Origin of the sequence: Acidovorax sp. ACV01, assembly GCF_014851495.1 — a bacterium.
In the GTDB taxonomy this organism is placed as follows: domain Bacteria; phylum Pseudomonadota; class Gammaproteobacteria; order Burkholderiales; family Burkholderiaceae_C; genus Acidovorax; species Acidovorax radicis.
Genome location: NZ_JACUZT010000003.1, coordinates 731078 through 753551, shown reverse-complemented (window position 1 = coordinate 753551; position 22474 = coordinate 731078). Strand labels below are relative to the sequence as shown.

General features: G+C 67.9%; 26 protein-coding genes. 11 read left to right on the top strand and 15 right to left on the bottom strand.

The genetic code is table 11. The annotated features are described in order from the left end of the window. The first annotated feature begins 49 nt into the window (after positions 1–49). A complete protein-coding gene (locus IB243_RS12140; protein WP_192427246.1) occupies positions 50–379 on the top strand; it encodes a hypothetical protein in 330 nt (109 codons plus the stop codon). A 190-nt stretch (positions 380–569) separates the two neighbouring features. On the opposite strand, the gene IB243_RS12135 is transcribed toward IB243_RS12140, so the two are convergent. The 6 genes from IB243_RS12135 to IB243_RS12110 all read right to left on the bottom strand — a co-directional run bounded on the left by IB243_RS12135 (position 570) and on the right by IB243_RS12110 (position 5423). After that, positions 570–1043: a peptidylprolyl isomerase gene (locus IB243_RS12135; protein ID WP_192427244.1), complete on the bottom strand. Its 474-nt coding sequence runs from the start codon at positions 1041–1043 to the stop codon at positions 570–572. Positions 1044–1189: 146 nt separating this feature from the next. Then, positions 1190–2278, bottom strand: coding sequence for a pirin family protein (locus tag IB243_RS12130; protein ID WP_192427242.1), 1089 nt, complete (start codon positions 2276–2278; stop codon positions 1190–1192). Between the two features lie 226 nt (positions 2279–2504). Next, positions 2505–3944: an MFS transporter gene (locus IB243_RS12125; protein WP_010464401.1), complete on the bottom strand. Its 1440-nt coding sequence runs from the start codon at positions 3942–3944 to the stop codon at positions 2505–2507. A 157-nt stretch (positions 3945–4101) separates the two neighbouring features. Beyond that, positions 4102–4587 carry a DUF1579 domain-containing protein gene (locus IB243_RS12120; RefSeq protein ID WP_010464403.1) on the bottom strand — a complete coding sequence of 162 codons (486 nt, stop codon included), beginning with the start codon at positions 4585–4587 and terminating at the stop codon, positions 4102–4104. Positions 4588–4641: 54 nt separating this feature from the next. Continuing rightward, positions 4642–4998, bottom strand: a complete 357-nt coding sequence (locus IB243_RS12115; RefSeq protein ID WP_192427240.1) for a GFA family protein — start codon at positions 4996–4998, stop codon at positions 4642–4644. Continuing rightward, positions 4995–5423, bottom strand: a complete 429-nt coding sequence (locus tag IB243_RS12110) for a VOC family protein (RefSeq protein WP_010464407.1) — start codon at positions 5421–5423, stop codon at positions 4995–4997. Before IB243_RS12110 ends, IB243_RS12115 begins: the two co-directional genes overlap by 4 nt. Positions 5424–5570: 147 nt before the next feature. On the opposite strand from IB243_RS12110, the gene IB243_RS12105 reads away from it, so the two are divergent. Then, the gene (locus IB243_RS12105; protein WP_192427238.1) at positions 5571–6218 is read left to right on the top strand and encodes a TetR/AcrR family transcriptional regulator; all 648 of its coding nucleotides are present in this window, start codon (positions 5571–5573) and stop codon (positions 6216–6218) included. A gap of 83 nt (positions 6219–6301) precedes the next feature. Here the strand turns inward: IB243_RS12105 and IB243_RS12100 are convergent, their stop codons facing one another. After that, a complete protein-coding gene (locus IB243_RS12100; protein WP_192427236.1) occupies positions 6302–7297 on the bottom strand; it encodes a YafY family protein in 996 nt (331 codons plus the stop codon). Positions 7298–7442: 145 nt separating this feature from the next. On the opposite strand from IB243_RS12100, the gene IB243_RS12095 reads away from it, so the two are divergent. Then, positions 7443–8225 carry an NIPSNAP family protein gene (locus IB243_RS12095; protein ID WP_192427234.1) on the top strand — a complete coding sequence of 261 codons (783 nt, stop codon included), beginning with the start codon at positions 7443–7445 and terminating at the stop codon, positions 8223–8225. 37 nt (positions 8226–8262) lie between these two features. Then, positions 8263–8796, top strand: a complete 534-nt coding sequence (locus IB243_RS12090) for a hypothetical protein (protein WP_192427232.1) — start codon at positions 8263–8265, stop codon at positions 8794–8796. A gap of 25 nt (positions 8797–8821) precedes the next feature. Here IB243_RS12090 and IB243_RS12085 read toward each other — a convergent pair whose 3' ends face one another. Then, positions 8822–9718, bottom strand: a complete 897-nt coding sequence (locus tag IB243_RS12085; RefSeq protein ID WP_192427230.1) for a LysR family transcriptional regulator — start codon at positions 9716–9718, stop codon at positions 8822–8824. Positions 9719–9871: 153 nt separating this feature from the next. Here IB243_RS12085 and IB243_RS12080 point away from each other — a divergent pair, with 153 nt between their 5' ends. Continuing rightward, positions 9872–10651 (top strand): SDR family oxidoreductase, encoded by a 780-nt coding sequence (locus IB243_RS12080; protein WP_192427228.1) that lies wholly within the window; start codon positions 9872–9874, stop codon positions 10649–10651. Between the two features lie 84 nt (positions 10652–10735). Here the strand turns inward: IB243_RS12080 and IB243_RS12075 are convergent, their stop codons facing one another. After that, positions 10736–11626: an oxidoreductase gene (locus tag IB243_RS12075; RefSeq protein ID WP_192427226.1), complete on the bottom strand. Its 891-nt coding sequence runs from the start codon at positions 11624–11626 to the stop codon at positions 10736–10738. A gap of 171 nt (positions 11627–11797) precedes the next feature. Here IB243_RS12075 and IB243_RS12070 point away from each other — a divergent pair, with 171 nt between their 5' ends. Continuing rightward, on the top strand, positions 11798–12772 hold the full coding sequence (locus IB243_RS12070; protein WP_192427224.1) for a LysR family transcriptional regulator: 975 nt from the start codon (positions 11798–11800) through the stop codon (positions 12770–12772). Between the two features lie 204 nt (positions 12773–12976). Then, positions 12977–13489 (top strand): SRPBCC family protein, encoded by a 513-nt coding sequence (locus IB243_RS12065; RefSeq protein WP_192427222.1) that lies wholly within the window; start codon positions 12977–12979, stop codon positions 13487–13489. 38 nt (positions 13490–13527) lie between these two features. Here IB243_RS12065 and IB243_RS12060 read toward each other — a convergent pair whose 3' ends face one another. Continuing rightward, positions 13528–14403, bottom strand: coding sequence for a hypothetical protein (locus IB243_RS12060; protein ID WP_057271367.1), 876 nt, complete (start codon positions 14401–14403; stop codon positions 13528–13530). 200 nt (positions 14404–14603) lie between these two features. Beyond that, the gene (locus tag IB243_RS12055; RefSeq protein ID WP_192427220.1) at positions 14604–15404 is read right to left on the bottom strand and encodes an SDR family oxidoreductase; all 801 of its coding nucleotides are present in this window, start codon (positions 15402–15404) and stop codon (positions 14604–14606) included. A gap of 137 nt (positions 15405–15541) precedes the next feature. On the opposite strand from IB243_RS12055, the gene IB243_RS12050 reads away from it, so the two are divergent. Beyond that, entirely contained in the window at positions 15542–16468 is a 927-nt protein-coding gene (locus IB243_RS12050) for a LysR family transcriptional regulator (RefSeq protein WP_057228460.1), read from the top strand. A gap of 124 nt (positions 16469–16592) precedes the next feature. Beyond that, positions 16593–17654 carry a serine hydrolase gene (locus IB243_RS12045; protein ID WP_192427218.1) on the top strand — a complete coding sequence of 354 codons (1062 nt, stop codon included), beginning with the start codon at positions 16593–16595 and terminating at the stop codon, positions 17652–17654. Positions 17655–17760: 106 nt separating this feature from the next. Here the strand turns inward: IB243_RS12045 and IB243_RS12040 are convergent, their stop codons facing one another. Next, positions 17761–18336 (bottom strand): DUF1439 domain-containing protein, encoded by a 576-nt coding sequence (locus tag IB243_RS12040; RefSeq protein ID WP_192427216.1) that lies wholly within the window; start codon positions 18334–18336, stop codon positions 17761–17763. A 202-nt stretch (positions 18337–18538) separates the two neighbouring features. Here IB243_RS12040 and IB243_RS12035 point away from each other — a divergent pair, with 202 nt between their 5' ends. Further along, a complete protein-coding gene (locus tag IB243_RS12035; RefSeq protein WP_370540339.1) occupies positions 18539–19375 on the top strand; it encodes a helix-turn-helix domain-containing protein in 837 nt (278 codons plus the stop codon). A 70-nt stretch (positions 19376–19445) separates the two neighbouring features. Further along, on the top strand, positions 19446–20351 hold the full coding sequence (locus tag IB243_RS12030) for a DMT family transporter (protein ID WP_192427212.1): 906 nt from the start codon (positions 19446–19448) through the stop codon (positions 20349–20351). Between the two features lie 74 nt (positions 20352–20425). On the opposite strand, the gene IB243_RS12025 is transcribed toward IB243_RS12030, so the two are convergent. The 3 genes from IB243_RS12025 to IB243_RS12015 form a co-directional block, all read right to left on the bottom strand. After that, positions 20426–20677: a hypothetical protein gene (locus tag IB243_RS12025; protein WP_192427210.1), complete on the bottom strand. Its 252-nt coding sequence runs from the start codon at positions 20675–20677 to the stop codon at positions 20426–20428. A 256-nt stretch (positions 20678–20933) separates the two neighbouring features. Continuing rightward, a complete protein-coding gene (locus IB243_RS12020) occupies positions 20934–21419 on the bottom strand; it encodes a GNAT family N-acetyltransferase (RefSeq protein ID WP_192427208.1) in 486 nt (161 codons plus the stop codon). 106 nt (positions 21420–21525) lie between these two features. After that, complete coding sequence (locus IB243_RS12015; protein WP_010464444.1) at positions 21526–22401, bottom strand: PA4780 family RIO1-like protein kinase; 876 nt, start codon at positions 22399–22401, stop codon at positions 21526–21528. Positions 22402–22474 lie beyond the last annotated feature (73 nt).

Sequence of the window (22474 nt, the reverse complement as noted above, 5' to 3'; positions counted from 1 at the left end):
ACAAGTCCGACGCTTTGTCGGGCGGTCATCCGATCTGAAAGGATTTCTCATGAACAAGCTCATCGCTGCCCTGCTCGCCGGTTTCTTTGTGTCCGCATCGTTTGCCCAGGCACCCGCTGCCCCCGCAACGCCAGCAACACCCGCGAAGGCTGCTGCCCCCGCAACTCCTGCAACATCGGCAATGCCCGCGACACCCGCAGCCCCGGCCACGCCCGCAACACCTGCCGCAAAAGCCGAGATCAAGCCCGCCGTAGCAGCCCCTGCCGCCGCGGCCTCTGCACCCGCAGACAAGAAGGCGGAGAAAAAGGCGAAGGCCAAGAAGACCAAGGCCACAGCAGAGAAAAAGGCGGACGCCGCCAAGCCTGAAGCGGCCAAGTAATTCACGAAGCCTTCTTCCGCAAAAAAGCCCGCAGTGCGGGCTTTTTTAATGGCCGATTGTTCTGTGTGCAATCACGCCCAAGGGCCGCATGAAGGCCAGAGGGTGTGGCGCACCATGACACCGGTAAGGCAGACCGGGTCAGCCCCCACCTGCAGGCGTTTTCCGCTGTGCTGCGGCCCGCCCCCCTACTTCAGTGTTGATGCCCGTGCGCCCCATGCACGTGGCGGTGCGCCACTTCTTCGGCACTCGCAGCGCGCACTTCGGTGACCTTGCAGCTGAACTTCAGCGCCTGGCCTGCCAGTGGGTGGTTGCCGTCCAGGTGCACTTCAGGGCCCTTGATCTTCACCACATTGAACACGGCGGGTTGACCGTCGCTGCCCACGCCCTGCAGCTGGCCGCCGACCTTCACGCCTGGGGGGAACTCTGCCTTGGGGATCGTGCGCACCAGACTTTCGTCGCGGGCGCCGAAGGCGTCTTCAACGGCGAGGTCCAGCGCGGTGGTGAAGCCGACGGTCTGGCCTTCCAGCGCGGCTTCGACCTTGGGGAAGATGTTTTCATAGCCACCGTGCAGATACGACAGGCTGCCGGCGTCAAGCGGCTTGCCTTCGGGCGTGGTGACCTTGTAAGTGATGGTGACGGCGGAGTCTTTGGTGATGGTGGCCATGGTGGTGCTTGCGCTTTCAGACGGTGAAAGAACGGCGCGGGCTGGCGGGCTACTGCCGCCAGCCGCTGCGCCAATCGAAACCCTGAATTGTCCACGAGGCGTGGGGCGTCTGCCGGGCGCCTCGTGAGCGGGCTTTGCGCCTGGGCCTATGCGCCCGTCACCACCTCGGCAGGGCGCTCTTCGTCGGTCTGGCCCGGATAGCGCGCAAAGCGCCGTGCCTCGGTGCCATGCACCGGGTCCTGGTCCGGCCACGGCCAGCCGCCGAACTGGGTGCGGCGGTAGTCGTTCATGGCCTGCATGATCTCGGCCTGCGTGTTCATCACAAACGGACCGTACTGCGCCACGGGCTCGCCAATCGGCCGGCCTTGCAGCACCAGGCACTCGACGGCGGTGGTGCCGGTGTTGGTCAGCAGCCAGTCCTCGGTGGCACGCACCTGCAGCGCCGCGTGGCGGTCCACGTCCTGCGGGCCCACGCGCAGGCTGTCGCCGACGAAGAAGTACAGCATGCGCTGCGTTCCCTTGTCGCCGTCCGCACCCTTGGCCGCAGGCAGTGTCCATTCAGCACCGGGCTCCAGGTGCAGCGTCCAGATCGCCACATCGCCCTCAGGCTGCGAAGCCCAGGATTCGGGCGGCGGGGCCAGGGGCTCGGGCGCGCCGGGCAGCGCACCGGCCACCACGGTGACGGTGGTCGCGCGGCCTGCGGCGTCGTGGTGCACCAGGCGCGGAATCCGCTCGTCCCACAGCATGGTGAAGTGCGGGTCCACCATCTTGTTCCTGGCGGGCAGGTTCAGCCAGATCTGGAACAGCTCCAGCGGGTTGGGTTCGGTGGCATTGAGCAGCGGGAACATCTCGGAATGCACGATGCCCTTGCCGGCCGTGACCCACTGCACATCACCGCCGCCAAAACGTGCGGCCGCGCCCAGCGAGTCGGAGTGGTCGATCAGGCCCTTGCGCACCAACGTCACGGTCTCGAAGCCGCGGTGCGGGTGACCCGGAAAGCCGGGCACGGTGTCGCCGTGGTACATGCTCCAGCCGTCCTTGCCGCTGAAGTCGCTGCCGATCTGGCGATCTTCAATGGGCACGGCAGGGCCGAACGCGGCGTTGCCCGCGGGGTAGGCATCGTCGTGGTGGGCGCAGAAAAGAAACGGGTCGAGCGTGGGCCACTGCGGACCCAGCAACTGGGCGCGCACGATGGGCACCAGGGCGGTGGTTGCAGCAGGTGTGGACGACGACATACGAAGGCTCCTCGTGTTGTGCACCACCACGATCGGGCGGTATGCCAGTGGAATATGGAGCCAATGGTGCCTGAGCAGAAGTGCGCCCGGTGGAACAGTGCGGTGCACCGGGCAGGACAGTGGGACGATCCTGGCAGACGCATTCCGCTCAAATTTTGAATCAAATCAGGCCCTGGCGCTTATCAGTATTGCGTTGTTAGCTATTATTTTAATAGCTTTGCACCTTTTAATGAACCGCCACCGGTGCCCCTGCACCAGACGGCTGCGCAGGCCGCAGCACCAGGCCGCCCAGCAACGCCGCCACGAGCGAGCCCCCGGCCGCCACCCAGAAGGCCAGCTGGTAGCCACCGTTCAAGGCCATCTGCACCGATGCGCCCGCCTCGCGCAGCGCGCCCGTGCGTGCATCGGCCAGACTGGCCAGTACGGCCAGGCCCAGCGCGCCACCCATCATGAAGGCAGTGTTGACCACGCCGGATGCCAGGCCCGAATCCTCGGGCTTCACGTCGCCCATGGCGGCCAGCAGCAGCGGGTTGAGCGCAATGCCCGCCCCCACGCCCAGCAGCACCATGCCGGGCAGCACATGCAGCACAAACTGGCCGTCCACCGGCGCCAGCGCAAACAGCGCCAGCCCCACAGTGGCCAGCACCAGGCCCCAGCCCAGCGTGCTGCGAATGCCGTAGCGCATCACCACCCAGGCCGACAGCCCCAGCGAGCAGGCCGCCATGATGAGGTTGGACGGAAGGAACGCCAGGCCCACCTGCATCGCGTCGTAGCCCAGCACCAGCTGCATGTACAGCGCCGACAGGAAGAACCACGCAAACATGCCTGCCGCCCACAGCACGCCCACCACGTTGGAGATGGCCAGATTGCGCAGCCGCAGCAAGGCCAGCGGCACCAGCGGCGCGGCCACGTGGGATTCAACGTACAGAAACACCAGCAGCAGCGCGGCCGATGCACCCAGCAGGCCCAGCGACTGCAGCGAAGTCCAGCCCGCCTCGTTGCCGTTGACGATGGCGTACACCGCCAGCATCAGCGACGCGGTGATGGTGACCGCGCCCGCCACATCCAGCCGCTGCCCGTGGGCCTGCCCTTTGCCGCCCGGCAGCAGTGCCAGGCAGGCCGCGTAGATCGCCACGCCCACGGGGATGTTGACCAGAAAGATCCAGTGCCAGCTCAATGCACTGGTAAGCACACCGCCCAGCAGCACACCAATGCTGCCGCCCCCCGCGCAGACAAAACCATACACCCCCATGGCCCGCGCGCGCTCGCCGGGCTCGGTGAACAGATTCATGATGAGCGACAGCGCCACGGCCGACACCACGGCCCCGCCCACGCCCTGCACCGCACGCGCCGCCACCAGCAGCCCCTGCGTATTTGCGAGTCCGCAGGCCAGCGACGCGACGGTGAACAGCGTGATTCCTGCCAGGAACAGCCGCCGGTGCCCATACAGATCGCCCAGCCTCCCGCCCAGCAGCAGGCAGCCGCCAAAGGTCAGCATGTAAGCATTGACCACCCACACCAGCGATGTCTCGGTAAAGCCCAGATCAGCCTTGATGCTGGGCAGCGCCACGTTCACGATGGTGGTGTCGAGCACGATCATCAGCTCGCCCAGGCACAGCAAGATGAGCGCGGGCCAGCGTGCGCGGCCTTCGATGGAGAGGGTCATGGAGGTCAATGGGAATGTGGAAAGCGCAGAAGACGCGCCCCACAGTTTGTCACGCGCGGCGGCGGCAACTGGCGCGGCGCAAGGCCAGTGCACCCGTGGATCTGGCTCCGCCAGTCCACCGGGTGCGTCCCCCTTCAGGGGGAAGCCGCGCAGCGGCTCAGGGGGTCCTTACATACTTTGCTTGCATGAACTGGTTCCAGCTCCCGTCGGGCTGCTGGCCAAACGAGGTGAGCGTGCGCTCGTTGGCGCTGACGATGGTGATCACATCGCGGTAGCGGGCAGTTTTGCCGTCGTCCTTGAAGCTCGGGCCTTCAGTCTCCAGCGTCAGCACCTTCTGGTCGGCATCCAGCGTGCCACGGTAGACCCACATGTGGGCCATCATCGAGCCCACCCAGGTGCCCAGAAACTCTTTCTTCTCGGGGTCGTAGCCCAGCGTCATCTGCATGCGGGCCTCGCCGCCACCGGGCATGGTGCCGGTGCCTTCGAGGATCACCCACAGGTCGCCCAGCGCGCGCCCGTGTTCAGTGCCGTGCGACTGCTCGGACGGCTGGCCGGGGTCCGCGTCGCAGTTGGAGGTGCTGGTCCAGTCGCCCAGCAGTTGCTGCAGCCAGCGGTGCATGGCATGGGGTTCGGGATTCATCATGTCGGTCTCCTTGGTGTTGAAGAGGTTGGCAAGAGCACGCGCCGACCCGAGGGGCTACACCGCTTTGCCGTCGTAGTGGTGCACCGGCACCGCATCCAGGTCCACGCCGTCCAGGCAACGCAGGTTGACCGCCGCCACGCGGTTGCCTTTCGGGTCCACGCCTTCGCCAAAGGGATGAATGCCGCAGGCCGGGCAAAAGCGGTGCTGGATCACGTGCTTGTGAAAGGTGTAGGTGGCGGCGTCCGCCTCGGGGGTGGTCAGCCGCAGCGCGTCGCGCGGCACAAACCACAGCAGCGACCCGCGTCGGCCGCACATGCTGCAGTTGCAGGCCAGGCCGCTGTCGATGGTGCCTTCCACCTCAAACGCCACCTTGCCGCAATGGCAGCTGCCTTGGTATCGGGTCGCGCTCATTGTGGTGCCACCACCATCCACGCCACGCCGAAGCGGTCCGCCACCATGCCGAAGGCGGGTGAAAAAAATGTCTTGCCCAGGGGCATTTGCACCTGGCCGCCCTCGGCCAATGCATCGAACAGGCGCTTGGCCTCGGCTTCGTTCGCGGGGCTCAGCGCCAGCGAGATGCCCTGGAAGTTCGTGCTGCCCGATCCCATGCCGTCCGACGCCATCACCTGTGTCTCGCCCACGTTGAACGCAGCGTGCATCACCATCTCGGGCGTAGGGCCGGGGCCGCCGCCTTCTGCGCAACCTTGGCCGGCAGCGGGCTCGGGGTTGTCCTTGTAGCGCATGAGCATGGTGACCTCGGCACCCAGGGCGCGTCGGTAGAAATCCAGGGCCTCTTCGCAGCGGCCTTCAAACATCAGATAGGGCTCGACTTTCATGGGGCGTCTCCTTGGGGGTAAAAGCAGGCGCCCCGCCGGGGCCAAATGCCTGCCAAAGTTTCAGCAACGTGATTTCGATGCACAATTGTGAACACCGTCCACAAACCATAACAAAGAGAATGGACGGTGTCCACGTTTCCATCGTCCATGACCGTAACCAACCGCAACACGCCGACCTTCCGCAGCACCTACCGCCATGGCGACCTGCGCCGCGCCCTGCTGGAGGCCGGCATCGATCTGGCGCGCCAGGGCGGTCCCGATGCCGTGGTGCTGCGCGAGGCCACACGCCGCGCGGGCGTGGCGCCGAATGCGGCCTACCGCCATTTCGCCAACCGGGACGACCTGCTGGCCGCCGTCCGCACGGCGGCCCTGGCGGCCGTGGCCGAGGCCATGGAAGCCGAACTGGCCCAGGTGCCCACCACCGGCACACCCACCGCGCAGGCCCACGCCAAGGTGCGCGCCGTGGGCGCGGGCTACCTGCGTTTTGCGCACGCCGAGACCGGGCTGTTCCGCACCGCCTTCGGTGGCCGCTTCACCGTGCAGCACGACCCCGACCCCGCCATGGGTGGCGCCACCGGGCTCAACCCGTTCCAGCACCTGAGCGCAGCGCTCGATGACCTGGTGACCGCAGGCGCCCTGCCGCCCGCGCGCCGCCCCGGCGCCGAATACCTGGCCTGGTCCACCGTGCACGGCATGGCACTGCTTTCCATCGACGGACCACTGCGCGGCACGCCGCAGCAGATGCTGGATGGCCTGGGGCAGCGGCTGCTCGATATGGTGGAGCGGGGTTTGTAAGCAAATTCGAAGCCTTTTTGCCCACTAGCGCTTATTCATAAAGCGCCAATAGCTATCAAATAAATAGCAAATGTGGTCAGGCGTCACACCACCCCCAACCCATAAAGCTGCGCTGTGGCCCGCACCCGTTCCACCAGCGCGCGGCGCAACGCCGCAGGCCGCAGCACCTCCACCTGCGGGGACAGCCGCAGGAGTTGCCCACAGGCATGCTCCACCGATTCGATGGGAATGGTCACGGCCACGCGACCATCCTTGCGGCGGGGCGACGGGGCGGCCGCCACCGCGCGTGCCACGGCACGGCTGAGCGCGCGCAGCCCTTTGAGCCCTGATGGCGTGGCCAGCAGGGCGGCCTCGCCGGTGTAGAGCCCCGCTTCAAAGCGCTGGATCGACTGCGCCCAATAGCCGGCCAAGTCAAACCGCGCAGGGCGGCGCACCGGCGTGGCCAGCGCCGTGGCCGCCCGGATGTTCGACACGCGGTAGGTGCGTGGCCCGCCCTCCGCAGAAGCGGCCGCGCCCGCAGGCACAGCCACCAGGTACCAGACCCCTGCCTTGAGCACCAGGCCCAGCGGGTTCACCGTGCGCTCCACCGTGTCGGCCCAGCTTTCGTAGCGCATCGCAACCTGGTGCCCGCTCCACACGGCGGCGGCCACGGTGGGCAGGTGCGGCGTTGGATCGCTCTCGCGGTACCAGTCCACCGGGTCGAGGTGCAGGCGGGTGCTCACGCGCTGCGCGTCCTCGCGCCACGACGCGGGCAGCGACGACAACAGCTTGAGCCGCGCCCCCTCCACATCGCCGCCCAGGCCGAGTTCCTGCGCGGGGCCGGGCAGGCCACTCAAAAAGACGGCCTGCGCCTCCGACGGTGTGAGCCCCGTGAGCGTGGTCTTCCAGCCCGGCAGCAGCGCAAAACCGCCATGGCGCCCGCGCTCAGCGTAGATCGGCACACCGGCCGCGCTGAGCTGGTCCACATCGCGGTACAGCGTGCGCACCGAAACCTCCAGCGCCTGGGACAACGCCTGTGCGCTCATGCGGCCCTGGGTTTCGAGCAGCATCTGAAGGGAAAGCAGGCGGCTGGCGCGCATGGGGGGTCAGTTTGTGTGGTGCGGCCAAGAGTTTTTAGCCGCTTGAGGCAATGGCGAAAGATAGCGCAAATACCTGCCATAGGTTGGCAGGTATTGCGGCGCAGACTGCAGCCTGACTGTTGAAACCACCCCACCAGGAGCCCGCATGCCCGACACCGCCATGGCCACGCGCCACACATCCGTCCCCATCACTGCCGCCGCCGTCGTTGCCGACGACTGCCCCATCGTCGAACTGCGCCAGTACACGCTGCACGCGGGGCAGCGCGATGTGCTGATCGACCTGTTCGACCGCGAGTTCGTGGAGACCCAGGAGGCGCAGGGCCTGCGCGTGCTGGGCCAGTTCCGCGACCTGGACCGGCCTGATCAGTTTGTCTGGCTGCGCGGCTTTAGCAGCATGGAGGCGCGCCGCCAGGCGCTCGAAGCCTTCTACAGCGGCCCCACCTGGGCCGCGCACCGCAACGCCGCCAACGCCACCATGGTCGACTCCGACAACGTGTTGCTGCTGCGCCCCGCGTGGCCTGGGGCGGCAGGCGCGCTGCCGCAGCACGCGCGCCCAGCGGCTGGTGCCCGTGGCTCGGCCCCAGGCGTGCTGGCCGCCACGGTGTTCCACCTGCACGAGGCCGCCACACCCGCGCTGCTGGACTTCTGCCGCCACCGCATGGCACCCACGCTGCAACGCGGTGGCGCGCGCCACGTGGCCTGGTACTGCACCGAGACCAGCGCCAACACCTTTCCCCGCCTGCCCGTGCGCGAGGGCGAACACGTGCTGCTGGGGCTGGCGCTGTTCGGCCGCGAGGCCGCGCTGGAGGCTTTCACCGACAGCGCCGCATGGGCGCGCGGTGTGGCGCCGGGCCTTGCACCCTGGTTGGCCCGCGCGCCCGAAATCCACCGCCTGCAGCCCACCGCCCGCTCTGCGCTGCATGCATGACGTCCCCCCGCTCGCCTTGCCGATGAAAGAACCCGCCATGACCACGCCGAACCTCATCACCATTCCCTCGCCTGCCGCAGCCCCCAGCGCCGCACGCGACTTCGACTTCCTCCTGGGCCCCTGGCGCATCCGCAACACGCGCCTGGTGCACCGGCTTCAAGGCTGCAACGACTGGGAAGTGTTCGATGCCACCGGCACCGCCCACGCCCTGCCTGGCGGCATCGGCAACTGCGACGACTTCACGCCCCTGGCCTGGAAGCCCGGCTTCGTCGGCATGACGCTGCGCGTGTTCAACCCGGTATCGAAGCGCTGGAGCATCTACTGGCTCGACAACGCCACGGGCGGCCTGGACCCTGCCACCGGCCTGCTGCAGCCACCCGTGGTGGGCGGCTTCCAGGACGGCGCAGGCCTCTTTGAAGGCGAAGAAGTGTTCGAAGGCCGACCGGTGCGCGTGCGCTTCGAATGGTCGCAAAAGCACAGCGGCGCGCCTCGCTGGCAACAGGCGTTTTCGGACGACGGCGGCACCACCTGGGAGGTGAACTGGGTGATGGAGTTTTCGCGCCCGACGTAAGCCTCGCAGCACGCAATCAGGTCGTTCAGTGCGCGGCCGACATCACCTCGGCCAGCCAGTCCACGAACACCCGCACGCGTGGCGAAAGCTGGCGGCTGTGCGGATACAGCACGGACACCGGCATGGGCGCGGGGCGAAACGGCGCCAGCACCTCGCACAGGCTGCCATCGGCCAGCCGGGGCGCGATGTGGTAGCGCGGCACCTGGATCAGCCCCAGGCCCGCGGCGCAGCAGGCGTGGTAGGCATCGGCATCGCTCACGGCCACGGGGCCCTTGAGCTGCACGCTCCTGGCCACGCCATCCACAATGAAGTCAAAAGGCAGCGGCTTGCCCGTGCGCTGCGAGAGGAAGTTGACGGCGCGGTGCCCGCGCAGCGCATCCACCGTGGTGGGCGTGCCATGGCGCGCCAGGTACTCGCGGCTCGCGCAGGTCACCTGCGGCAACAGCGCCACACGCCGCGCCACCATGGTCGAGTCGCGCAGCTCGCCGCCGCGCAGGACACAGTCCACGCCTTCGCGCACCAGATCCACCAGCCGGTCACCCATGCCGATCTCCAGTTCCACATCGGGGTAGCGCATGCAGAACTCGCCGATGCGCGGCAGCACGAAGTGCCGCGTCAGCGTGCCCTGCAAATCCACGCGCAGCTTGCCGCGCGGCGTGCTCACGGCGTTGCCGAACGCGGTTTCAGTTTCTTCCAGGTCGGCCAGCAGGCGCTGGCAGCGTTCGTAGTACGCCTGCCCGTCGGGCGTGGTGCTGACGTGGCGCGTAGTGCGCTGCAGCAGCCGCGTGCCCAGGCGCTTTTCCAGGTCCTGCACGGCCAGGGTCACGCTCGCGCGCGGCAGCTGCAGGTCTTCGGCCGCGCGCGTGAAGCTGCCCAGCTCGACGATGCGCGTGAAAAGCTGCATGGATTGAAAACGGTCCATCACGAAAGGGCTTCCGGCTGTGGGCGATTGTTGTGTTCAGCTGAACAGTGATGGCAATTTTAGGTATTTATCAATTCTGACAACAACAGAACAATGCCTCCATCCCTGGCGCCGCCCACCCGGCGCCCCAATCACCGCACCAGGAACCTTGCCATGAACCCGATCACCACCACCCCTTTTCAGGCGTCGACCCCCGCGGGCCCGCGCGTCGCCCTCGTCACCGGTGCATCGCGTGGCATCGGCGCCGCCATTGCCCACCGGCTCGCGCGCGACGGCTTTCGTGTGGTGGTCAACTACGCGGGCCGGGCCGCAGACGCACAGATGGTGGTGCAGGCGATCACGGCGGCGGGCGGAGAGGCCATCGCGGTGCAGGCCGACGTGGCCGACAGCGGCGCCGTGCGCCAGCTGTTCGATGCCACCGAGCAGGCCTTTGGCCGCGTGGACGTGCTGGTCAACAACGCGGGCGTGATGCCATCCACCCTGCCGCACCTGGCGCAGACGGACGATGCCACCTTCGACCGCCTGGTCGCCATCAACCTCAAGGGCACGTTCCACACCCTGCGCGAGGCCACGCACCGGCTGCAGCCCGGGGGGCGCATCGTCAACTTCTCGAGCAGCCTGGTCGGCACGGCCCTGCCAGGCTATGCCGTGTACGCCGCCACCAAGAGCGCGGTGGAGACCCTGACCAGCGTGCTCGCCAAGGAACTGCGCGGCCGGAACATCACGGTGAACGCCATCGCGCCCGGCCCCACAGCCACCGCGCTGTTCCTGGACGGCAAGACGCCCGAGCTGATCGAGCGCCTGGCCCAGGCCAACCCGATGGAGCGCCTGGGCACGCCCGAGGACATCGCCAACGCGGTGGCCTTCCTGGCCGGGCCGGATGGCGGGTGGATCCATGGGCAAACGCTGCGGGCCAATGGCGGGATGGTTTAAGCGTCTGCTTTTTCCTCAAAAATAGCCACTACCGCTTGATCCCATTGCGGTAGAAGCTATCAAAAGAGAAGCAACTACCGACACCTACACAGTCACTGCCTGCGCGGCCTCGTGCGCCGGGAAGTCCGTGGACGCTGCCACGGCCCGCCACTGCGCGGTTTCTTGCGCCACGAAGGCGTGTGTGTCGGCAATGGTCTGCAGCGTGTCCGTGCCCAGCGGCAGGCGCAGCGGCGGCGTGGGGCTGGCCACCAGCTTCATCACGGCCTGGGCCAGGCGCACGGGGTCGCCAGGCTGGTTCAGGTTGATGCGGCGCGCAGCTTCGCGCACGGCACCCGCGCTGGCGGCGTAATCGTCCAGCACACGTGGTGCCACGGCCAGCGAGGCACCATCAAGGAACTCAGTGCGGAAGTAACCGGGCTGCACCGCCGTGGCATGGATGCCCAGCGGGGCCAGCTCGGCACGCAGCGCCTCGGTCAGGCCTTCCACCGCGAACTTGGTGGCGCAGTACACGCCAAAACCTGCGCTGGAACGCACGCCACCCAGCGACGAGATGTTGATCACGTGCCCTGCGCGGCGCGCGCGCATGGCGGGCAGCACGGCCCGGGTCACATGCAGCAGGCCGAACACGTTGGTGTCGAACAGTCGCTGCACTTCGTCGGCGGTGGACTCCTCCACCGCGCCCAGCAGGCCGTAGCCCGCGTTGTTGACCAGCACGTCGATGCGGCCAAAGCGCTCCAGCGCGGCGCCCACGGCGTGGCGGGCCTGGGCTTCGTCGGTCACGTCGAGCGCCACTGGCAACAGTGCGTCGCTGGGGCCCAGGCGCTTTTCAATCGACGCGGCATCGCGGGCCGTGGCGACCACAGCGTCGCCCTGGGCGAGCGCCGCCTCGGCAATGCGGGCGCCAATGCCGCGCGAGGCGCCGGTGATCATCCAGACGCGGGGGAAGGAGGAAGGGAGAGCAGTCGAAGTCGTCATGGCGGAAGTCCTTGAAAGGGATTGAAAGCGGGGTTCTGGCAAACGCAACACGCTGAGATGCAGAGCCGCGGCCATGGAGGTGAACTTTATGCAGACCATTGCCATCGCACTAGCCCATAATTAATGACTTCATTCACAAGTGAAACTTGCCAATCTCTCCGAACGAGCACCATGGCCATCAATGAACTGCGTGCCATTGCCACGTTTGCCAAAGCCGCCGAACTGGGCAGCCTGCGGCAGGCCGCCTCGGCCCAGGGCATCACCCCGCAGGCCGCCAGCCTGGCGCTGGGGCAGCTCGAATCGCACCTGGGCGTGCGGCTGTTCCACCGCACCACGCGCAGCCTGAGCCTGACCGAAGAGGGGCGCCAGTTTCTGGAGGCCGCGCAGCCAGGGCTGTCGACCCTGCAGCGGGCGGTGCACGGCGCGCGGCGCGGGCGCGAGGAGATTGCGGGGCCGCTGCGCATCGTGGCGCCGCGCTCCGTCATGCTGGAGGTGGTCTGGCCCGTGCTCGACGCGTTCTGCCGCCGCTACCCACTGGTGGAGCCCGATGTGCAACTGGACGATCGCATCGGCAACTGGGTGGAGGACCGGGTGGACGTGGGTTTTCGCTCAGGCTACCCCCCCGAGGGCGGGGTGATTGCGCGGCGCCTGATGGCGCTGCAGCTGGTGGCGTGCGCCACGCCGGACTACCTGGCCCGCCATGGCACACCCACCCGCATCGAAGACCTTGCGCAGCACCGCTGCAGTGGGTTTCGCCACCCCAGCACGGGCAAGCCCATGCCCTGGGAGTTCCAGGTGGGCGATGACATCGTGGCCCATGCCATACCGCCTGCGTTCTGCGTCAACGACATCGAGCTGGAAGCGCGCGCCGTGCTGGGCGGCCACGCCATCGGCCAGCTCGTTGGCGTGACGGCGGCACCACTGGTGCGCAGCGGACAACTGGTGCCCGTGCTGACCGAATTCGTGCCCCAGCACCTGGGCCTGTACGTGTACTACGGCAGCCGGGCGGCGCAGCCGGCCCGCGCACGCGCCTTCATCGATCTGGCGGTAGAGATGCTGGCAGACAACCCGGCGTTCGGCCTGAGCGCGCAGGAGCTGCGGGGCACGGCCCCAAGGCCCCGGCGGCGCAAGCCCCCGGTGGCCTGAACGGGCACATGTAGCTTGCGCCGCCACATGCGCCTATGCGCCCCCCAAACCGTGTTGACGCACAGCGTCTTCACCCGGGAAAGGGGCGATTGCGGGTCATTCGGCAAACAGTCCGTTGTGGAAAAGGGTATTTATCGCTTTTGCCGCGCGCCCTACATTGGCTTGACTGCCCGAGAGGGCGGAACCAACGCATCGGATTCACCCATGACCACCTTCTCTGCCACGGTCCAGACACACATCAAGGCCTCCCCGGCACTGGCGTTCCAGCACATCGCGCCCATTGACCCGCGCGCCCTGTTCACCGGCTACGGGCCTTTGCCCGCAGTGATCGGCACGCGCGACCAGACGGGCGCCTGGGACACGCCGGGGCAGACGCGCACCGTGGCGCTGTCCGACGGCAGCGTGGCCGAAGAAAGGCTCAAGCACTACCACCCGGCGCAGTACTTCAGCTACACCGTCAGCGGCTTCACCGGGGCACTGCGCTGGCTGGCCACCGGGGCCAACGGGGCCTGGTGGTTTGACCCCCAGGCGGGTGGCACGCAGACCACGGTGCGCTGGCGCCACGCGTTTCATCCCCGATCCAAGTGGGCCGCACCGGTGCTCTGGCTGCTGGCCAACGTGCTGTGGCGCGGCTACATGCGCAAGGCGCTGCGGCTGGCCAAGATGCAGATCGAGACCCCACTGCGTGCGCCCGCAGGCCCGGCGATTTCAGCCTGAGTCGGCCCCCATCCGGCCCGACGACCGCTCACCACAGCTCAGTTGCTTTTGGCTTCGAAGAACGGCGTGCCCTGGATGGCCGACGGGCTGACGGTAAAAGTTCTCAGCGGCTGCAGGGGCTGGGTCTCGCCTTGCTTCAGCGCAGGGCGTGGGGCGCCAGGGTTCAGCGCGGGCGCTATGCAACCCGTGCGCACCGTTTGCACCACTTCAGGGTCCAGCGCCCGGCGTTTGCCCAGGCGGCTGCCCGACAGAAACAACATGTCCCCTTGCAGCTCGGCCCGCTGGTTCATGAGGGGCATGGCCTGCAGCGGATCGAACCCCACGCGCACCGAATTGGCACCGTCCAGCCGGTACTGCACCACCTTCACCACCGCGGGCTTGCCCGGTGCCTCCTCCACCACCTCGCCCAGGTAGAAGTAGCGCACCGACTCCGCAGGCAAAGGGGGCAGCGGGTAGTTTTCAGACCAGTTGCTGTTGCCCTGGCCAAACAGCGGGCGCAGCGCGGCCGGGGCCTTGTCGTCCGCCGACACCGCAAACACCGGCGCGCGGGCACTGGACAGCGTGTGGCCATGAAAGTCGAACTCCACCATGGCACCCAATGCGGCCACCTTGCGGGCATAGGCCGGGAACAAGGTCTGGTCCTGTCGCACCTGTTGCAGACGCACTCCGCTGCCTTCCGACTTCCAGCGGCCCGCCATCACCATATCCAGCGCCCCGCCGGTCAAGGCAAAACAAAAGGTGTTGTCGGCCAGCAGCGCCAGTTGCGCGATGGTGTCCACGGAGCCGCCCCGGTATTCGCCCACATAGCCGGACTCGGCGGTGGTGGCGGCGTGCAGGGTGAAGCTGGCCGTCAGTGCGGCCAATGCTGCGGCAGTGGCGCAGGCGCTGCGCAAGAGGCGAGGAGTGTGGTTCACAAACGTGGTCCCAGGTGGAAGGGTGGGCCACTATATCGCTGCGGGTGCAACCACCAGCCCTGATCCCCCTGGACGGCAAAGACATCGCACCACACACTCCCACCGACGACGGCTGCCCGCGCCGATGCGACGTAAGCGACGTAAGCGACGCGGCGGATCAGCCTGCCGCACGGGGCCAACGCGTCCAGGGGCGCTCTGGATCAGGCCGCAAACCCGCCATCGATGAGCAGGCTGGCCCCCGTCACCATGCCCGACTCCGGCCCCGCCAGATAGGCCACCATGCCCGCGATTTCGTCGGGGTGGGCGTGGCGGTTGAGCGCCATCATGCCGTGCATGTTGCTGGCCAGGGGGCCGTCGGCGGGGTTCATGTCGGTGTTGACCGGGCCGGGCTGCACGTTGTTCACCGTGATGCCACGCGGCCCCAGGTCGCGCGCCAGGCCCTTGGTGAGGCCCACGATGGCGGCCTTGCTCATGCCATACACGCTGAAGCCTGCCCATGGCACACGGTCGGAGTTGGTGCTGCCGATGGTGATGACGCGGCCATAGGCCCCGCCCTGGCCCATGTGGCGCACGGCGGCCTGCGTGGCCACGAACACCGCGCGCACGTTCACGTTGATCGTGTGGTCGAAATCGGCCAGCGCGAAGTTGTCGATCTCGCCCGCCACCGCCACGCCCGCGTTGTTGACGAGGATGTCGAGGCGGCCCAGCGTGCGCGCCGCGCCGTCGATGGCTTGCGTGAGGGCGGCGGCATCGGCACTGTCGGCGCGCAGCGCCAGGGCCTTGCCACCGCCCGCTTCAATGGCAGCCACCAGCGCCTGCGCGGGGGCTTCGGAGCTGCTGTAGGTGAAGGCCACCGCCGCTCCGTCGCGCGCCAGGCGCTGGACGATGGCGGCGCCAATGCCACGCGCGCCGCCCGTGACAAAGGCAACCTTGCCAGCCAGCACACGTGAAGAGGCTGCGGGCACCGCCGCCGAGGGGGATGCGTCAAGCACAGAAGACATGGTGTTTCTCCAAAAAACAGGTGATTGAAAAGGTTCGTCACAGAACCCGGAATGCCTGCAGTGTCGGCAAACCATTGCCTTATCGGTAGCCATGAATAGGCTGGATCTATTTCAACCATCAGTTGAAAATGCAAGCCATGCAACCCCTGAGCCACCTCGAATCGTTCGTCAAATCCGCCGAGTCCGGCAGCTTCTCGGCCGCTGCGCGGCTCATGGGCCTCACGCCCGCCGCCGTGAGCAAGAACGTGGCGCGGCTGGAGGCCAGCCTGGGCGTGCGGCTGTTCCAGCGCAGCACGCGGCGCCTCACGCTCACCGAAGGCGGGCAGCGCCTGCTGGCGCAGATCAGCCCGCCGCTGACCGCGCTGGCCGATGCGGTGGACCACGCGGCCGAGGCCGAGCAGCAGCCTGCGGGCACGCTCAAGGTGAGCATGGGCCAAGCCTTTGGCCGCGCCTACATCGTGCCGCTGCTCACCGAGTTCTTGCAGCGCTACCCGGCCATCCAGCCCGACTGGCGCTTTGAGAACCGCCAGGTCGACCTGATCGGCGAGGGTTTTGACGCCGGCATTGGCGGCGGCCTGAACCTGAACCCCGACATGGTGGCGCGCACGCTGGGGCCCATCCACCTGGTGGTGGTGGCCGCCCCCGCGTTGCTCAAGGGCCGCAAGACGCCCCGCCATCCGGCAGACCTGGCGCAGTGGGACGGCATTGCGCGCCGCGCGATCCGCACGGGGCGCGTGCCCGTGACCACGCTGCGCAACAAGGCGGGCGACGCTGCAGCGGCAGAGTTCTGCCCCCGCATCGTGTTCGACGACCCCGAGGCCATGTGCCAGGCCGCGCTGATGGGCCTGGGCCTGGCCGTGCTGCCCATGCCGTTTGCGCAGCCCTGGCTGGCGCGCGGCGACCTGGTGCGGGTGCTGCCAGGCTGGTGGGCGGATGCGGGGCCGACATCGCTGTACTACCCCAGCAAGAAGCTGCTGCCAGCGCGCACGCGGGTGTTTGTGGATTTTGTGGTGGAGCAGTTCAGCCAGCGCGGGTTTGCGCAACGGGTGCGCGGAGATGGATGAACGCCCGGTGGGAGTCTCCAAGCGGCCAGCCCGGGCCAGGCGGCGCCTTTGGCGTGCGCAAAGCTTGCCGCTCCTACACTGCGCGCACCCGTTGACCGCTTGCTGATCGCTGGAAGGAACCCGCATGCACCCCCGCTGGCCCACCCGTTCGACCACCTGGATGACCCTCGGCCTGCTGGCCTGCCTGGCCACCGGTGCCGTGCACGCCCAGCCCGCCGATGCGCCCTGGCGCGAAACCTCGGCACCCGCCGAACAAGCGCTGGACGCCACGGCCTTTCAGGGCGTGGACGCCGCACTGGCCACCCAGTTCACCGATGTGCAAAGCGCCGTGGTGGTGCTGCGCGGCCGGGTGGTGTACCGGTTCTACCGCGATGGGGAGCCTGACAAGCTGCGCGATACGCAGTCCGCCTCCAAGAGCGCGCTGTCGGCCTTGCTGGGTGCGGCCATCGCGCAGGGCCGGATCACCAGCGTGGACCAGCGCGTGATGGAGCTGGTGCCTGAGTGGGCGCCCCTCAACACCGACCCGCGCGCCGCCACCATCACGCTGCGGCACCTGCTGACACTGACGGCGGGATTTGCGCAGGACAGCGGCCCGCGCACCCGCGCTGGCACCGCTGCGCCGTTGCCCGTGCGCGAGGCCTGGGCGCGGCCGCTGGCGGCAGACCCGGGCCAGGTGTTTGCCTATGACAACTCTGTCACGCCACTGCTGGTCACCGTGCTGGAAAAAGCCACCGGCATGCCCCTGGCCGACTACGCGCGCCAGCAACTGGTGGGCCCGATGGGCTTGGCCGAGCCAAGCTACCGGGACAGCATCGTGCACCTGCGCACGCTGGACATGGCCAAGCTCGGTCAGCTGTACCTGCAGCACGGCCAGTGGAACGGCAAGCCGCTGGTGCCCGAAGCGTTTGCGGACGCCTCGGTGCAGACGCAGAACGCAGGAGGCCCGCCGGTGGGGTTGCACTATGGCTACCTGTGGTGGGTGGTGCCCGGCAAGGCGCCGCGCCCCACCTTCATGGCCAGTGGGTATGGCGGGCAGTTCATCTGGGTCTATCCTCCCCTGGACCTCGTCGTGGCCACCACGTCCACCGTGTCATCCGACAGCCAGCAACGGGGCCATGCATTGCAGCTGATCCGCAGCCCGCTCTTTGCGGCGGCCCAGCGCCGCGTGGCGGGCGAGCCGAAATAGCCTTCGGCCCAGACTGCCCCAAAGAATTCGAGTCTTTTTGCCCTTCAGCGCTTATCCATCAGGCGCAGGCAGCTATGCTTTTTCAAGCATCCAATAACAAACGTGCTCAAGGCTGCTTGCCCACAAACGCCACCGTCAGCCCCTTGGCCGTCACCGTGATCGGGCCCGGTTGCAGGCCCATGCCGTCGAACACGGCGGTGTCCTGCGGGCGCAGCTGGTGCAAGGTGACTTCGCGCAACGACTGTTCGGCGAGCACGGGCGCGTAAGCGTTGAGCAGTTCGGTGACGGCCGGCTTGAGGGACGGGAAATCCAGCCGCACCAGCCGGATCTGGTGGGCGCGCAGCGTGCGGTCGCTGGCTTCGTAGCGCAGCCCAAACTCCACATCAAAACTCCCGGCATGGCTGCGGCGCAATGCAGCACCCGCCGCGTCCACCGCCATGGCCGCGCCCAGGCGATTGACCTCGGGCAGCAGGCGCAGGTTGGGCGCCTGCAGGGTAAGGTCGAACAGGCCCTGCACCGGCACGCTGCGCGGGAACTTCGTGGCCACCATCTCCTGCAGCTGCGCGAGCGGCACGGTGTAGCTGGGCTGGGCCAGCGCGCCACGCCCCGCCAGCAGCAACGTGGCCCCGCCCAGGGCCAGGCCGCTGAAGGCGGTGGTCAGAAATCGTCGGCGATGCAGCATGCGTGCGCTCCTTGGGGCTGTTGTGGCAGTCGATGCAATGGTTGCCATCGTTGTGGTGATCGCGGTGTCGCGGATGCGGCGGCCGGGCAGTATGCAGGGCGGATGGGCCAGAACATGCTCCGGGCAGGCCAGCGCAATAATCGGCGCGATGACGCCACCGCCCATCCATCGATGCCAGGTTTTCGCATCTCCCTGGCAAGGTGTGTACTGCACACACGCAGAAAGTTCCCGCCACTACGGCCGGCACTGGCATGCAGTCTACGGGCTGGGCCTGCTGGACGATGGCGCGCAAAGCTCCGCCAGCGGGCGCGGCCCGGTGGATGCCTATGCGGGCGACCTCATCACCACCAACCCGGGCGAGGTGCACGATGGCCAGCCGCTGGGCAGTGCCTCGCGCCGCTGGCGCATGGTGTACCTGGAACCGGCGGCGCTGCAGGCCCTGGCGGAAAACAAGGCCCCTGGGGCGGGGGCCGACATCGCGCTCACACGCCCCGTCATCCAGGACCCTGCCCTGGCCCGCGCACTGCACACGCTCATCACGCGTGTGTTCCAGTGGAACACCCTGCAAGCACAGCCGCCGCACGCCCCGCCGTCGGCCGATGCCGTGGACCGCCTGGCCTGCGAGGAATCGCTGGCCCTGACCTCTGCGCTGCTCCTGGAGCGCCACGCCAGCACGGCGGCACCGCCCACTTCGCGTGCCACCGCTGCCGCCGAGGTTGTGCAACAGGTGCGCGACTGGCTGGCCGATGTGCCGCTGGCGCCGCCCTCCCTTGCGCAAATGGCGGCCCTCGCCGGGCTCAGCCGCTACCAGCTGCTGCGGCGCTTTGCCGAGGCCTATGGGCTGCCGCCGCACGCCTGGCTGCTTCAGCAGCGGGCCGAGCGCAGCCGCCACCTCATCCGGCGCGGCGCCAGCCTGGCCGATGCCGCGGCGGACAGCGGCTTTGCAGACCAGCGCCACATGACACGCATGTTTGCGCGGCAATTTGGCTTCACGCCCGGCGCATGGCAAAAGGCGCACCGCCGCCCCGGGGCGCAATAACGTTCAAGACGCAGCGCGCGGGCCCCGGGAGACTGCCGGTTGATTCATCACTTCGGCAAGGTTTGGGCTCATGTCAGATTCTCTCAAAGGCCAGCTGCTGTGCAGCCTGGGGATGGTGCTCGTGGGCAGCACGGTGGTGGCCAGCAAGGTCATTGGCCAGGACATTGAACCCTTTCTCGCCACGGTGCTGCGGCACGCGCTGGCGCTGCCCGTGTTCTTTGCGCTGATGCGCTGGCGCGGCCAGCGGCTGCCGCGCGTGGGCCGGCGCGACGCGGTGCTGCTCACGGTGCAGGCGGCAGCGGGGAGCGTGGGGTACTCGGTGTTGCTGATCCTGGGCGTCACCCTGGCCAGTGCGTCTGACGCGGGCATCGTGGCGGGCACGCTGCCGGCGGCGGCCGCGCTGTTCTCGGCCCTGCTGCTGGGCGAGCGGCCCGGCTTGCGCCTGGTGCTGGCCATCGGCCTGGCCACGGCAGGCGTGATGGCGGTGGCCTTTTCTCCCGACGCGGCTGGTGGCAGCAGCAACCCCACGCGGCTGGCAGGCATCGCGCTGGTGCTGGCCGCCGTGGCGTGTGAAGCGGTGTTCATCCTGGCCAACAAGCGCCTGTCGCGGCCCCTGCCCGCACTGGCGATGTCCACCCTCATGTCGGCGGGCGGGCTCTTGCTGTCGGCCCTGCCCGCCGCGTGGCTGGCGCGCGAGGGCTCGGGTTCTGCTTCGGCCTTCACAGCCCCGGCAATGGCGGGGGTGCTGTACTACGCGTGGGTGCCCACGGTGGGCGGATTTCTGCTGTGGTACGCAGGCAGCGCGCGCACCAGCGGCGTGCGCGCATCGCTGGCCACCGTGTGGCTGCCGGTGTCGGCATTGGCGCTGTCGGCCGGCGTGCTGGGCGAAGCCATCCGCCCCTGGCAGTGGGCCGGGCTGGGCTGCGTGCTGGTGGGGATGGTGCTGGCGGCCACCGCCCCCCGAGAGAGGCCGTGACGGGGGGCCAGAACACCCTGTGCGGGCCCGCCAGAGGCTGTTGATCCGCCGCGCCCGCTGAGGAAGAAAAGAGGCTACCGCCCCACCACCGACCAGCCTGCTTTCTGGTTGTCCTTGTCGTTTTCATATTCCCACGCCGTGCCGCAGCGGTCGCACACATAGCGGGTGATGGTGACGGAGCCCGTCTCGCGGTCTTCCTTGCGGTTGCCGCGCTGCACCAGCTCGGCGTGGCCCGGCGCCTTGCGCCAGTTGCGCTGAATGCCCTGGCAGGGCTCGCACAGCGCCATGGGTTTGAGATCGTTCTGTCGGGCCAGGTCTTTGGTCATGGGGTGTCAGCCGTCGTGGGCCGGTGGGGTGGGTTTGTCTGCTGCGGGGCGGCTACTGTAAGGCACCTGCGGGGGCAAAGACACAGCACGGCGGCTGAATTTGAAGCCAAATTGGCCTCCAGCGCTTGATGGGCAAGCGCAATCAGCTATCAAATATGGAGCTATCCCTTAGAACCTGTTCAAGATCTTTTCGGGGTGCACAAGTACCTTGCCCGAAGGGTTGGAGTGAAATCCTCGAAAAATTTTGAACAGGTTCTTAGCCCACCACCAGCGCCTTGGCCATGCGCGCATTGCGCAGCACCACGCCCGCGCGCTGCACCTGCTGGCGCTCTTCCACGACAAAGCCCTGCGCGGCAAAAAAAGGCTCGGCGGTCAGGCTCACGTGGGCGTGCAAGTGGGTGATGCCGCGCTGCGCCGCCTGCGTGTGGATGTGTGCCATCAGCGCCCGGGCCACGCCCTGGCCCGCAAGCGCCGGGGCCACAAAAAACATGTCGATGGTGCCGCTGGCCTGCAGATCGGCAAACCCGGCAATGGCGCCACCGCCCTGCGCCTGCGCGATGAAGGGCTGGTTGGCCTGCATGCGCCCGGCCCACTGCGCGGCGTCATGGTGCGGCGGCGCCCAGGCAGCGAGTTGTTCGGCGGTGTAGTCCTTGCGGGCCAGGCCATGCACCGAGGCATGGAAAACGGCGCGCAAGGCGGGTTCGTCGCCAGGGCGAAAGTTGCGGATGTGGATGGACGGCATGGCAAGCAAGCTGCAGAGAAAAAGGGCGCGATTGTGCCGCAAGGTCTTGGCGTCACCCTGCCACCTGCGCATCTCCCGCACGCGGCGGGCTGCTGGACGAGAGGCTTCAGCCCGCCGCCATGCGCAGCCTGCGCGCCGCGTCTTCGTCGCGCGCGTCGTCGATCTCGCGCAGCACGGCCTGCATGTCCACATCAACATGCTGCGGCGCATAGCGGCCGGTCAACGGGGTCTCGTTGCTCAGCAGCCCGCTCTGGTACAGGCTCCAGATTTCGGGGCCATATTGGGTGGTGCGCAGCTCGGGCGCGAACTGGCCGAAGAAATCGCGCAGGTTGGCCACGTCGCGCAGCAGCATGCGCTGGGCGTGGTTGTTGCCCGCAGCGTCCACGGCCTGGGGCAGGTCGATGATGACGGGGCCGTCGGCGCCGGGTTCACCCTCGGCGCCGGGCAAGTGCGCCAGCAGGATGTTGAATTCCGACAGGTCGCCGTGCACGACGCCCGCACACAGCATGCGCACCACCTCGGCCACCAGCGTGGCGTGGTGGGTGCGCGCGTCTTCGGGCGTGAAGCTCACATCGTTCAGGCGCGGGGCGGCATCGCCGTGGGCGTCGGTCACCAGCTCCATCAGCAGCACGCCGTCGTGAAAGTTGTAGGGCTGCGGCACGCGCACGCCCGCAGCGGCCAGGCGGTAGAGCGCATCGACCTCGGCGCTTTGCCAGGCGGCCTCTTGTTCTTGCCGGCCAAACTTGCTGCCCTTGGCCATGGCGCGGGCCGAGCGCGAGTTCTTGACCTTGCGGTTCTCGGTGTAATCCACGGCCTGCCGAAAGCTGCGGTTGTTGGCCTCTTTGTAGATCTTGGCGCAGCGCGTTTCGTCACCACAGCGCACCACGTAGACCATGGCCTCCTTGCCACTCATGAGTTGCCGGACCACGGTGTCGATCAGGCCTTCCTCAATGAGGGACTGCAGGCGGGGGGGTGCTTTCATCGGGGCTGTGCGGTAGAGGGGAACCGTCCATTGTCGCTGTAAGAGCCTGTTCAAAGTCTTTTTGGAGATCGCA

What these genes read in the sequence shown, in the direction of transcription:
- IB243_RS12090 (WP_192427232.1), top strand. Translation starts at nt 8,263, where the DNA reads ATGACCACGCCGAACCTCATCACCATTCCCTCGCCTGCCGCAGCCCCC.
- IB243_RS12140 (WP_192427246.1), top strand. Translation starts at nt 50, where the DNA reads ATGAACAAGCTCATCGCTGCCCTGCTCGCCGGTTTCTTTGTGTCCGCA.
- IB243_RS12110 (WP_010464407.1), bottom strand. Translation starts at nt 5,423, where the DNA reads ATGAAAGTCGAGCCCTATCTGATGTTTGAAGGCCGCTGCGAAGAGGCC.
- IB243_RS12085 (WP_192427230.1), bottom strand. Translation starts at nt 9,718, where the DNA reads ATGGACCGTTTTCAATCCATGCAGCTTTTCACGCGCATCGTCGAGCTG.
- IB243_RS12065 (WP_192427222.1), top strand. Translation starts at nt 12,977, where the DNA reads ATGACCACCTTCTCTGCCACGGTCCAGACACACATCAAGGCCTCCCCG.
- IB243_RS12075 (WP_192427226.1), bottom strand. Translation starts at nt 11,626, where the DNA reads ATGACGACTTCGACTGCTCTCCCTTCCTCCTTCCCCCGCGTCTGGATG.
- IB243_RS12100 (WP_192427236.1), bottom strand. Translation starts at nt 7,297, where the DNA reads ATGCGCGCCAGCCGCCTGCTTTCCCTTCAGATGCTGCTCGAAACCCAG.
- IB243_RS12045 (WP_192427218.1), top strand. Translation starts at nt 16,593, where the DNA reads ATGCACCCCCGCTGGCCCACCCGTTCGACCACCTGGATGACCCTCGGC.
- IB243_RS12135 (WP_192427244.1), bottom strand. Translation starts at nt 1,043, where the DNA reads ATGGCCACCATCACCAAAGACTCCGCCGTCACCATCACTTACAAGGTC.
- IB243_RS12120 (WP_010464403.1), bottom strand. Translation starts at nt 4,587, where the DNA reads ATGATGAATCCCGAACCCCATGCCATGCACCGCTGGCTGCAGCAACTG.
- IB243_RS12095 (WP_192427234.1), top strand. Translation starts at nt 7,443, where the DNA reads ATGCCCGACACCGCCATGGCCACGCGCCACACATCCGTCCCCATCACT.
- IB243_RS12055 (WP_192427220.1), bottom strand. Translation starts at nt 15,404, where the DNA reads ATGTCTTCTGTGCTTGACGCATCCCCCTCGGCGGCGGTGCCCGCAGCC.
- IB243_RS12030 (WP_192427212.1), top strand. Translation starts at nt 19,446, where the DNA reads ATGTCAGATTCTCTCAAAGGCCAGCTGCTGTGCAGCCTGGGGATGGTG.
- IB243_RS12070 (WP_192427224.1), top strand. Translation starts at nt 11,798, where the DNA reads ATGGCCATCAATGAACTGCGTGCCATTGCCACGTTTGCCAAAGCCGCC.
- IB243_RS12040 (WP_192427216.1), bottom strand. Translation starts at nt 18,336, where the DNA reads ATGCTGCATCGCCGACGATTTCTGACCACCGCCTTCAGCGGCCTGGCC.
- IB243_RS12105 (WP_192427238.1), top strand. Translation starts at nt 5,571, where the DNA reads ATGACCGTAACCAACCGCAACACGCCGACCTTCCGCAGCACCTACCGC.
- IB243_RS12020 (WP_192427208.1), bottom strand. Translation starts at nt 21,419, where the DNA reads ATGCCGTCCATCCACATCCGCAACTTTCGCCCTGGCGACGAACCCGCC.
- IB243_RS12050 (WP_057228460.1), top strand. Translation starts at nt 15,542, where the DNA reads ATGCAACCCCTGAGCCACCTCGAATCGTTCGTCAAATCCGCCGAGTCC.
- IB243_RS12130 (WP_192427242.1), bottom strand. Translation starts at nt 2,278, where the DNA reads ATGTCGTCGTCCACACCTGCTGCAACCACCGCCCTGGTGCCCATCGTG.
- IB243_RS12015 (WP_010464444.1), bottom strand. Translation starts at nt 22,401, where the DNA reads ATGAAAGCACCCCCCCGCCTGCAGTCCCTCATTGAGGAAGGCCTGATC.
- IB243_RS12115 (WP_192427240.1), bottom strand. Translation starts at nt 4,998, where the DNA reads ATGAGCGCGACCCGATACCAAGGCAGCTGCCATTGCGGCAAGGTGGCG.
- IB243_RS12025 (WP_192427210.1), bottom strand. Translation starts at nt 20,677, where the DNA reads ATGACCAAAGACCTGGCCCGACAGAACGATCTCAAACCCATGGCGCTG.
- IB243_RS12125 (WP_010464401.1), bottom strand. Translation starts at nt 3,944, where the DNA reads ATGACCCTCTCCATCGAAGGCCGCGCACGCTGGCCCGCGCTCATCTTG.
- IB243_RS12080 (WP_192427228.1), top strand. Translation starts at nt 9,872, where the DNA reads ATGAACCCGATCACCACCACCCCTTTTCAGGCGTCGACCCCCGCGGGC.